General features: G+C 74.9%; 12 protein-coding genes and 1 tRNA gene. 10 read left to right on the top strand and 3 right to left on the bottom strand.

The window, feature by feature from the left end:
• Positions 1-172: 172 nt before the first annotated feature.
• A complete protein-coding gene (locus ACYVI6_RS16730; RefSeq protein ID WP_460447449.1) occupies positions 173-487 on the bottom strand; it encodes a hypothetical protein in 315 nt (104 codons plus the stop codon).
• A gap of 184 nt (positions 488-671) precedes the next feature.
• Here ACYVI6_RS16730 and ACYVI6_RS16725 point away from each other — a divergent pair, with 184 nt between their 5' ends.
• Entirely contained in the window at positions 672-797 is a 126-nt protein-coding gene (locus tag ACYVI6_RS16725; RefSeq protein ID WP_284290706.1) for a hypothetical protein, read from the top strand.
• Between the two features lie 115 nt (positions 798-912).
• Complete coding sequence (locus ACYVI6_RS16720; protein WP_460447448.1) at positions 913-1,836, top strand: proteasome assembly chaperone family protein; 924 nt, start codon at positions 913-915, stop codon at positions 1,834-1,836.
• An 18-nt stretch (positions 1,837-1,854) separates the two neighbouring features.
• On the opposite strand, the gene ACYVI6_RS16715 is transcribed toward ACYVI6_RS16720, so the two are convergent.
• Positions 1,855-2,631 carry a spermidine synthase gene (locus tag ACYVI6_RS16715; protein ID WP_460447447.1) on the bottom strand — a complete coding sequence of 259 codons (777 nt, stop codon included), beginning with the start codon at positions 2,629-2,631 and terminating at the stop codon, positions 1,855-1,857.
• A gap of 104 nt (positions 2,632-2,735) precedes the next feature.
• On the opposite strand from ACYVI6_RS16715, the gene serA reads away from it, so the two are divergent.
• The 4 genes from serA (at position 2,736) to mgrA (ending at position 6,163) form a co-directional block, all read left to right on the top strand.
• Positions 2,736-3,932, top strand: coding sequence for a phosphoglycerate dehydrogenase (gene serA / locus ACYVI6_RS16710; protein ID WP_460447446.1), 1,197 nt, complete (start codon positions 2,736-2,738; stop codon positions 3,930-3,932).
• The gene (locus tag ACYVI6_RS16705) at positions 3,929-4,615 is read left to right on the top strand and encodes an SDR family oxidoreductase (protein WP_460447445.1); all 687 of its coding nucleotides are present in this window, start codon (positions 3,929-3,931) and stop codon (positions 4,613-4,615) included. The genes serA and ACYVI6_RS16705 overlap by 4 nt, the downstream gene beginning before the upstream one ends.
• A gap of 220 nt (positions 4,616-4,835) precedes the next feature.
• On the top strand, positions 4,836-5,039 hold the full coding sequence (locus ACYVI6_RS16700) for a cold-shock protein (protein ID WP_284290714.1): 204 nt from the start codon (positions 4,836-4,838) through the stop codon (positions 5,037-5,039).
• 89 nt (positions 5,040-5,128) lie between these two features.
• Positions 5,129-6,163, top strand: coding sequence for an L-glyceraldehyde 3-phosphate reductase (mgrA, locus tag ACYVI6_RS16695; RefSeq protein ID WP_460447444.1), 1,035 nt, complete (start codon positions 5,129-5,131; stop codon positions 6,161-6,163).
• Between the two features lie 92 nt (positions 6,164-6,255).
• On the opposite strand, the gene selD is transcribed toward mgrA, so the two are convergent.
• Positions 6,256-7,260, bottom strand: coding sequence for a selenide, water dikinase SelD (gene selD, locus ACYVI6_RS16690; protein WP_460447443.1), 1,005 nt, complete (start codon positions 7,258-7,260; stop codon positions 6,256-6,258).
• A 42-nt stretch (positions 7,261-7,302) separates the two neighbouring features.
• Between selD and ACYVI6_RS16685 the strand changes: the two genes are divergently transcribed.
• The 4 genes from ACYVI6_RS16685 to selA all read left to right on the top strand — a co-directional run.
• Positions 7,303-7,395 (top strand) — tRNA-Sec (locus ACYVI6_RS16685).
• Between the two features lie 42 nt (positions 7,396-7,437).
• On the top strand, positions 7,438-7,926 hold the full coding sequence (locus ACYVI6_RS16680; protein ID WP_284290717.1) for a DUF5709 domain-containing protein: 489 nt from the start codon (positions 7,438-7,440) through the stop codon (positions 7,924-7,926).
• A 49-nt stretch (positions 7,927-7,975) separates the two neighbouring features.
• Positions 7,976-8,761: an SDR family NAD(P)-dependent oxidoreductase gene (locus tag ACYVI6_RS16675; RefSeq protein WP_460447442.1), complete on the top strand. Its 786-nt coding sequence runs from the start codon at positions 7,976-7,978 to the stop codon at positions 8,759-8,761.
• Between the two features lie 2 nt (positions 8,762-8,763).
• Positions 8,764-9,753, top strand: a 990-nt coding sequence (gene selA / locus ACYVI6_RS16670; protein WP_460447441.1) for an L-seryl-tRNA(Sec) selenium transferase, incomplete at its 3' end; no start/stop codon positions are given.

The raw sequence follows: 9,753 nt of genomic DNA, 5'->3' as shown, positions 1-9,753 counted from the left end.
CCGCTCCACCCGGCCACGCCGGGGGTGCGCAGGGCCGCCAGGTCGCGCAGGCCGACCTCGACGGCGGTCAGCTGGGCGGCGAGCTGGCGCACCCGGTCGGGGTCGCCCGGCACGCCGTGCGCACCGACCAGCCGGCACGGCGGCAGCGGCCCTCCGGCGGCCCCCGGCCCCGTCATCGCGCCCGCCCGGCGTCGCGAAGCGCCCCGAGGTCGGCGCCGACCAGGCGCTCGGTGCGACGGTAGGTGTCGACCGCCGCACCGAGCAGCTCGCCGATGCGCCGGGCGTCGTACGAGGCCCGATCGAGCGCCCACGACCAGCGGTCGGCGAAGTGCACCGCGGCGTCGCGCAGCGCGTCGTCGCCGCCGTCGGCGGCCCGGCCGCGCACCACGCCGGGGTGCCGCGAGAGGTCGCGTGCGGCATCGGCAGCTGCGAGCAGGCGCGCCGAGACCGCCTGCAGCGCCTCGAGATCCACCACGGTGTTCGTCATGCAATCGACCGTAGGGGAATGCGCCGACCACCTCGGAGGTTGTCCACAGGACCATCGCACCGTGCGCCCACCTGGGCACCGGTCGGGGCCCGGGATGTGACGCAGACCACCGGTTCTCGACAGGTCACACCAAGCGCGACGGGGGAGAATGATCGTGAGGCAGACGAACGAGAGGGGCGGGGTCATGAACGAGCAGGCTCAGGTCGACACCACCGAGCGTCCGCGCAGCGGGTCGCTCGCCAACCCGCGGCGCACGCGACTCGGCCGCGACGGGCGGCCGCTGCCGCTGCCGCCGCGCGACGAGGACTGACCGCGCAGATCACGAGCACCCCTGGGGACTACCCCGGGGGTGTTCGACGTTCAGCACCGGTGAGGGCGTCGCACGACCGGCCGCGGCGCCCACGGACCACCCGACGGAGGACGACGTGCTCGACCCAGAGACCCTCTACACGCTGAGCGACGGCGCCGACGAGCTGCGCGGTCAGCCCGGCCTCGAGCGCCCCGTGCTGGTGCACGCGATGCACGGCTTCGTCGACGCGGGGGCGGCCACCCGCCAGGCGGTCGACGCCCTGCTCGAGCGCCTCGAGCACCGTGTCGTGGCGACCTTCGACGCCGACCAGCTGGTCGACTACCGCTCCCGGCGTCCGCCGATGGTCTACGACCGCGACCACTACGAGTCGTACGACACCCCCGAGCTGGTGCTGCGCGCGGTCCGCGACGACGCCGGCACGTGGTTCCTGCTGCTGACCGGCCCCGAGCCCGACGTGCAGTGGGAGCGCTTCACGGCCGCCGTCACCCGGCTCGTCGAGCAGCTCGGCGTCCGACTGGTCGTCGGCCTGCACGCCATCCCGATGGCCGTGCCGCACACCCGCCCCGTCGGGGTCATCGGGCACGCCAACCGGGCCGACCTGGTGCCGCCGAGCGAGGGCTGGTCGGGCACGGTGCAGGTGCCGGGCTCGGCGGGCGCGCTGCTCGAGCTGCGCCTCGGCGAGGCCGGGCACGACGCGCTCGGCTTCGTCGCCCAGGTGCCGCACTACCTCGCCGAGACCGCCTACCCCGACGCGGCCGCCGCGCTGCTCGACCGGGTGAGCGGCACGACCGGCCTGCGGCTGCCCACCGACGACCTGGTCGCCGCGGCGGTCGAGACGCGCGCCGCGATCACCGAGCAGGTGGGCTCCTCGGAGGAGGTCACCCGCGTGGTGCACGCCCTCGAGGAGCAGTACGACGCGTACGTCGGCGCGCGCGGCCGCACCAGCCTGCTGGCCCCCGAGGGCCGTGCGCTGCCGTCGGCCGACGAGCTGGGCGACGAGGTCGAGCGCTTCCTGGCCGCCCAGGACGACGAGTCCTGAGCCGGCCCCGGCGCCCCGTCAGGTGATGGCGGAGGCGCCGGCGGCCAGCGCCCGCGTGCGAGCCGGGTCGACGACCCGCGTCGCCACCGGGTCCGAGGCGAGCACCCGCTCGAGCCCGGCGACCGGCAGGCGGTGCCGCGAGGCGACCAGCAGCACGTTGCCGTAGCGCCGGCCCCGCAGGTGCTGCGTCTCGCCGATCAGCAGCACGTGCCGCAGCAGCGGCTGCACCGTCGCGACCTCGCGCCGCACCAGCTCCATGCCGGCCCGGTCCGCGACGTTCGCGACGTAGGTGCCGTGTGGGGTGAGCACCCGCGCGACGGCCTGCACGAAGCCGGACGTCGTGAGGTGCGCGGGCGTGGTGTCGCCCGCGAAGGCGTCGCGCACCACGACGTCGAAGGCCCCGGCCTCGAACGCGGCCAGCCCCTCGAGCCCGTCGGCCTGCCGCAGCCTGAACCCGCTGCGCCGGCTGTACCCGAACCGCTCGCGCACGAGGTCGATGACGGCGGCGTCCGGCTCGAGCACCACCTGCCGCGAGCGCGGGCGGGTGGCGGCGACGTAGCGGGGGAGCGTGCACCCGGCGCCGCCGACGTGCAGGGTGTGCAGCGGCTCGCCGGGCTCGGCCAGCAGGTCGAGCACCCGGCCGGTCCACCGCACGTACTCGAACTCCAGCCGCGTGGGGTCGCCGAGGTGCACGTAGCTGCTCGGCACCCCGCCCACGACCACGGTGAAGCCCTCGGGGTCGTCGTGGTCGACGTCGACGCGCGGGGGAGGGCCCGGCTGCTGCGCGTCGTCCACGGGTTCAGGGTAGGGCCGGTCCGAGGTGTGGACCGCGTGCCCCGGGCGCCCGAGGTGCTCGTACCCTGGCAACCGAATCGGTCGGCGAGCCACGGGAGCCAGGCGTGCGGGTACTGCTGCTGGAGAACATCCACCCCGACGCGGCGGAGCTGCTGCGCGCGAGCGGTCACGAGGTCGAGAGCCTGCCCGGGGCGCTCGAGGAGGCCGAGCTCGCCGACGCGCTCGCCGACGTCGACCTGCTGGGCATCCGCTCGGGCACGAACGTCACCGAGAAGGTGCTCGACGCCGCGCCGCGACTGCAGGCCGTGGGCGCGTTCTGCATCGGCACCAACCAGATCGACCTCGACTCGGCCACCGGGCACGGCGTGGCCGTCTTCAACGCCCCGTACTCCAACACCCGCAGCGTCGTCGAGATCGCGATCGGCTCGATCATCGCGCTCGCCCGGCGGTTGATGGAGAAGAACACCGCCATGCACGCCGGCGTGTGGGACAAGTCCGCGAAGGGGTCGCACGAGATCCGCGGCCGCCGGCTCGGCATCGTCGGCTACGGCAACATCGGCTCGCAGCTGTCGGTGGTGGCCGAGGCGCTGGGCATGTCGGTGTACTTCTACGACACCGAGGACCGGCTGGCGCTGGGCAACGCGAAGCGCTGCGGCAGCCTGCGCGAGCTGCTGGAGACCGTCGAGGTCGTGTCGCTGCACGTCGACGGCCGCTCGGGCAACCGCGACCTGTTCGGCGAGGACGAGTTCGCCGTCATGCGCCCGCGGTCGCTGTTCATGAACATGAGCCGCGGCTTCGTCGTCGACACGGCGTCGCTGCGGCGGCACATCGAGTCGGGCCACGTCGCGGGCGCGGCCATCGACGTCTTCCCCTTCGAGCCGAAGCGCCAGGGCGACGCGTTCGAGTCCGACCTGCGCGGCCTGCCGAACGTCATCCTCACCCCGCACGTGGGCGGCAGCACCGAGGAGGCCCAGCAGGACATCGGCCGCTTCGTCGCCGGCAAGCTGCGCGGCTACGCCGACGGCGGGTCGACCTCGATGTCGGTCAACCTGCCGCCGATCGGCGCGGGCGACCTGGCCGGCTCGCACCGGCTGGCGCACATGCACCGCAACGTGCCCGGCGTGCTGGCGACGGTGAACGCGCTCTTCGCCGAGCACGGGGTGAACGTCGACTCGCAGTCGCTGAGCACCCGCGGCGAGGTCGGCTACCTCGTCACCGACATCGGGGCCGACTACACGCCCGAGATGGTCACCCGGCTGCAGCAGATGCCCGAGACCATCCGGCTGCGGGTGCTGTCGTGAGGGTCGCGGTCGCGGGTGGTCACGGGCAGGTCGCCCGGCGGCTGACGCGGCTGCTGCACGCCCGCGGCGACGAGGTGCTGGCGATCGTGCGCGACCCGGACCACGTCGCCGACGTCGAGGCCGACGGTGCCACCGCGGTGCTGCTCGACCTCGAGCGGGCGGCGGTCGACGAGCTCGCCGCCGCGGTCCGCGGGTGCGACGCGGTGGTCTTCAGCGCGGGTGCCGGCCCGGGCAGCGGCGACGAGCGCAAGGGCACCGTCGACCACGGTGCCGCGGTGCTGCTGGCCGACGCCGCCGAGGCGGCCGGCGTCCCGCGCTACCAGCTGGTGTCGTCGACCGGGGTCGAGTCGGTGCGCGACGGCGCCGTGCCCGAGGGCCTCGACGACGGCTTCCTCGTCTACCTGCGGGCCAAGCTGGCCGCCGAGGACGACCTGCGGGCACGGACGGCGCTCGACTGGCTGGTGCTGCGACCGGGCCGGCTCACCGACGAGCCCGGCACCGGCCTGGTGCACCTGGCCCCGAACGTGCGGCGCGGCGACGTCTCGCGCGACGACGTGGCGGCCGTGCAGGCCGAGCTGCTGCACCGGCCAGGGGCCGACCGCTCGGTGCTCGAGCTGGTCGGCGGCGAGGTGCCGGTGGCGCAGGCCGTGGAGGGCGTCGGCGCCGACCCGGACCGCCCCTGACGACCTGCTGAAACCCTGCCTGGAGGGGTTGGTTTCCGGGCGGCCTCTGGCATACTGAGTGGCGCTGCAGTTCAGTGTTCTTCGCGTTGACCGGCGACGCGGGCGGCAATCCGACCTCGTCACCGGTGTTCAGGGCTCCTCTGCTCCAACGTCGGGACGCGATCACGCAGGAAGACCGGCACGGTGTCGGTTTGTACGACGTCCCCATGGAGGAGACGGCATGGCTGAGGGTTCTGTGAAGTGGTTCAACGCCGAGAAGGGCTTCGGCTTCATCGCCCAGGACGGCGGCGGCCCCGACGTCTTCGTGCACTACTCGGCGATCCAGAGCCAGGGCTACCGCTCGCTGGACGAGAACCAGCGCGTGGAGTTCGAGATCACCCAGGGCCCCAAGGGCCCGCAGGCGGAGAACGTCAACGCCATCTGAGCGGTCTCGACACCGAGACTCGTGCGACGGCCCCCGCTGGTGCGGGGGCCGTCGTGCTGTCTGCGGGCACCCGTGCCAGGGTGGCCAGCATGATCCCCCCGCCCTACCGCGCCGCCGACGACCGCTACGAGTCGATGTCCTACCGCCGCTCCGGGCGCAGCGGCCTCCAGCTGCCCGCCGTGTCGCTCGGCCTGTGGCACGGCTTCGGTGACGACGTCCCGCTCGAGCGGCAGCGCGCCATCCTGCGCCGCGCCTTCGACCTCGGCGTCACGCACTTCGACCTCGCCAACAACTACGGCCCGCCCTACGGCGCCGCCGAGGCGAACTTCGGCACCCTGTACCGCAGCGACTGGCGCCCGTACCGCGACGAGCTCGTGCTGTCGACGAAGGCCGGCTACGACATGTGGCCCGGCCCGTACGGCGAGTGGGGGTCGCGCAAGTACCTGCTGGCCTCGCTCGACCAGTCCCTGGCTCGGATGGGCGTCGACTACGTGGACGTCTTCTACAGCCACCGCGCCGACCCCGACACGCCGCTCGAGGAGACGATGGGCGCGCTGCACACCGCCGTCCAGAGCGGCCGCGCCCTGTACGCCGGCATCTCCTCGTACTCGCCCGAGCGCACCCGGCAGGCCGCGGCCATCCTGCGCGACCTCGGCACGCCGCTGCTGATCCACCAGCCGTCGTACTCGATGCTGAACCGCTGGATCGAGGCCGAGCTGCTCGACGTGCTGGGGGACGAGGGCGTGGGTTGCATCGCGTTCTCCCCGCTGGCGCAGGGCATGCTCACGGACAAGTACCTGCACGGCATCCCGGAGGGCTCGCGCGCCAGCCAGGGCAAGTCGCTGTCGCCCGACCTGCTCACCGAGCAGTCGCTGCGGCACGTGCGCAACCTGCACGAGATCGCCCGGCGACGCGGCCAGAGCCTGGCCCAGATGGCGCTCACCTGGGCGCTGCGCGACCCGCGGGTGACGTCGGTGCTGGTGGGCGCCAGCAGCGTCGAGCAGCTCGAGGCGAACGTCGGCGCGCTGCAGGCGCCGCCGCTCACGCCGGAGGAGCTGGCCGAGGTCGACGCCGACGCGGTCGACGCGGGCATCGACCTGTGGGCCCGCTCCAGCGGCGTCTGACCCCGTCCGCGCGCCAGCCCGGTCTGCGCACGTCAGCCCGCCCGGGGAGGACTCCCGGGCGGGCTGACGCGCGCACGGGCGCCGCGGTGCGGTCAGCGGACGGCGACGTGCGGCCCGTCGCCGGCGCGCGCCACCAGCCGTCCGATCACCGGGTGGCCCGGCAGCTCGCCGACCACCAGCAGCCCGCCGGAGGTCTGGGCGTCGGCGAGCAGCAGCAGCTCGTCCTCGTCGACCGAGGCGCTCAGGTGCGGCCGTACCCAGTCGAGGTTGCGGCGGGTGCCGCCGCTCACGTAGCCGTCGGCCAGCGCCTGCCGGGCGCCGTCGAGGTACGGCACGGCGGCGGCGTCGAGCTCGGCGTCGACCCCTGAGGCGCGCACCAGCTTCAGCAGGTGCCCGAGCAGCCCGAACCCGGTGACGTCGGTGGCCGCACGGACCCCGGCGGCGAGCGCCGCCACCGAGGCGTCGCGGTTCAGGGCGGTCATGCTGGCGATCGCCTGCGCGAAGACCTCGCCGGTCTGCTTGTGCCGGCTGTTCAGCACCCCGGTGCCGAGCGGCTTGGTGAGGGTGAGCGGCAGCCCGGCCTCGCCGGCGTCGTTGCGCAGCAGGCGGTCCGGGTCGGCCAGGCCGGTGACGGCCATGCCGTACTTGGGCTCGGCGTCGTCGATGCTGTGCCCGCCGGCGACGTGGCAGCCGGCCTCGCGCGCGACGTCGAAGCCGCCCTGCAGCACCTGCGCCGCGACCTCCATCGGCAGGACGTCGCGCGGCCAGGCGAGCAGGTTCACCGCGACCAGCGGTGTGCCGCCCATCGCGTAGACGTCGGACAGCGCGTTCGCCGCGGCGACGCGACCGAAGTCGTAGGGGTCGTCGACGACCGGGGTGAAGAAGTCGGTGGTCATCACCACCGCCTGACCGTTCGCGATGCGCACCACCGCCGCGTCGTCGCCGTCGTCGAGCCCGACCAGGAGGTCGTCGCCCGGGTCGGTGCCGCGCAGGCCGGCGACGACGTCCTCGAGCTCGCCGGGCGGGATCTTGCAGGCGCAGCCGCCCCCGCGGGCGAGCTCGGTCAGCCGGATCGGACTCGCTGGTGCGGCGCTCATGCGCCCACGTTAGGTTGTCGGCGTCGGGTCGCGACCCGGCAGGGAGGCGTCAGGGTGCCTGGTGGCCCCCGCGGTCTTCAACACCGACGAGGCCGAGCACCTCGGCCTGGCGGGTTCGATTCCCGTCCGCCTCCGCTCGACGTGCCCGGCGCCCGCCCGCCTGGCAGGCTCTGGGGCATGAGCGACCTGGACGACACGAACGAGAACCTCACCGGCATGTACGCCACCGAGGAGGACAACCAGCCCTCCGCGCAGGAGACCCTCGACGACCGCGGCGTCGACGACTCCCTCGACGAGGGCTACAGCCCGCCGGAGAAGCCCCGCGGCGTCGAGGCGTTCGGCACCACCGCCGAGGAGGAGGCGCGCGGCGAGACGCTCGACCAGCGCATCGCGCAGGAGGAGCCCGACCCGAACCTCGAGGTCGAGGACCCGCTCGCCGCGGACGCGGACGACGACCCCGACGCGCCGTCCGAGGCCGACGAGTTCCTCGACGACGGCGAGGTCGGCGGCATCCGGTCCGGCCGGCTGGTCGCGCCCGACGAGGGCGCGCACGAGGACACCGAGAAGGACCTGCTCGGCGACGACGTCGGCATCGACGGCGGTGCCGCGTCGGCCGAGGAGGCCGCGATGCACGTGGTCGACGTCGAGGGCGGCGACCGGTACTAGCCCCACCGCACCGCGCTCACGGGCGCCGACCCGCATAGGGTCGGTGCCCGTGAGCGTCTCCGCACCCGACACGTCCGACGCCGTCCGCCGCCCCGTCGCGATCGTGACCGGCGCCAGCAGCGGCATCGGTGCCGCCACCGCCGCCCGGCTGGCCCGCGACGGCTTCGGCGCCGTGGCGGCCGCCCGCCGCCGCGACCGGCTGGACGCGCTGGCCGCCGAGCACCCGGGCGTCCGTGCGGCCACCCTCGACGTCACCGACCCGGCCTCGGTCGAGGCGCTGGCCGCCGACCTGCCGGACGTCGCGCTGCTCGTCGCCAACGCGGGCGGCGCCCACGGCACCGACCCCGTCGAGCACGGTCGCGACGAGGACTGGCAGGCGATGTTCGACGTCAACGTGCTCGGGGTGCTGCGCACCGTGCGCGCGCTGCTGCCGGCGCTCGAGGCCGGTGACGGCGGCACCATCGTGGTGACCGGGTCGATCGCCGGGCACCTGGTGTACGAGGGCGGGGGCGGCTACACCGCGGCCAAGCACGCCGTCACCGCGCTCGTCGAGACGCTGCGGCTCGAGCTGAACGGCCGTCCGGTGCGCGTCTGCGAGATCGCCCCCGGCATGGTGCGCACCGAGGAGTTCTCGCTGGTGCGGCTGCGCGGCGACCAGGCTGCTGCCGACCGCGTGTACGACGGCGTCGCGGAGCCGCTGGTGGCCGACGACGTCGCCGACGCGATCAGCTGGGTGGCCACCCGCCCCCCGCACGTCAACGTAGACCTGCTCGTCGTGAAGCCGCTGGCGCAGGCGGCGCCGCACAAGGTCGACCGCCGCGGCGGGCGGTCCTAGGCATGGGGGGCGACGGCGGGGGAGCCGACCCGCGCCGCTCGCTGCCGCGCACCGACGCGCTGCTGGCCGATCCCGCGCTGCGCGACGCGGCGCAGCGGCTCGACCTGCCGATGGTGAAGCAGGCGGACGGCGAGGCGCTGGCCGCCGCCCGCGCCGCGTCCGTCGCCGCGATGGCCGACGTGCTGGTGGCGCAGGTGCTGGCCGCGCTGCCGGCGTCCGCGGGGTCGATGCAGCCGGTGCTGAACGCCACCGGCGTGCTGCTGCACACCAACCTCGGTCGGGCGGCGCTGTCGGAAGCGGCCGTCGAGGCCGTGGTGCGGGCGTCCGGCACGACCGACGTCGAGTTCGACCGCCGCACCGGCGCCCGCGCCCGCCGCGGCCGGGGCGCGGTCGCGGCCCTGGCCGACGCGGTGCCCGAGGCCGGTGGCGTGCACGTCGTGAACAACGGCGCGGCCGCCCTGGTGCTGGCCGCGACCGTGCTGGCCCAGGGCCGCGAGATCGTCGTCTCGCGCGGCGAGATGGTCGAGATCGGTGACGGGTTCCGGCTGCCCGACCTGCTGGTCTCGACCGGCGCGCGGCTGCGCGAGGTGGGCACCACCAACCGCACCAGCCTGGCCGACTACACCGGTGCCGTCGGCGAGGCGACCGGCATGGTGCTGAAGGTGCACCCGTCGAACTTCGTCGTGCAGGGGTTCACCTCCAGCGTGCCGGTGGGCGACCTGGCAGCGGCCCTGGGCGGGCGGGTGCCTGTGGTCGCCGACCTCGGCTCCGGGCTGCTGCGACCGCACCGCCTGCTGCCCGACGAGCCGGACGCCGCGACCGCGCTGGCCGCGGGCGCCGACCTGGTCACCGGCAGCGGCGACAAGCTGCTCGGCGGCCCGCAGGCCGGGCTGCTGCTCGGCCTCGGCGAGCTGGTGGAGCGGCTGCGCCGGCACCCGCTGGCCCGTGCGCTGCGCGTCGACAAGCTGACCCTCGCGGCGCTGGAGGCCACG

The sequence above is a fragment of the Angustibacter aerolatus genome (genome assembly GCF_054776675.1).
This window is presented reverse-complemented; position numbering and strand designations above follow the sequence as displayed.

Excerpts from the sequence above, each read along its gene's own strand:
- ACYVI6_RS16730 (WP_460447449.1), bottom strand. The coding sequence starts at position 487 with ATGACGAACACCGTGGTGGATCTCGAGGCGCTGCAGGCGGTCTCGGCG.
- ACYVI6_RS16725 (WP_284290706.1), top strand. The coding sequence starts at position 672 with ATGAACGAGCAGGCTCAGGTCGACACCACCGAGCGTCCGCGCAGCGGG.
- ACYVI6_RS16700 (WP_284290714.1), top strand. The coding sequence starts at position 4,836 with ATGGCTGAGGGTTCTGTGAAGTGGTTCAACGCCGAGAAGGGCTTCGGC.
- mgrA (WP_460447444.1), top strand. The coding sequence starts at position 5,129 with ATGATCCCCCCGCCCTACCGCGCCGCCGACGACCGCTACGAGTCGATG.
- selD (WP_460447443.1), bottom strand. The coding sequence starts at position 7,260 with ATGAGCGCCGCACCAGCGAGTCCGATCCGGCTGACCGAGCTCGCCCGC.
- ACYVI6_RS16680 (WP_284290717.1), top strand. The coding sequence starts at position 7,438 with ATGAGCGACCTGGACGACACGAACGAGAACCTCACCGGCATGTACGCC.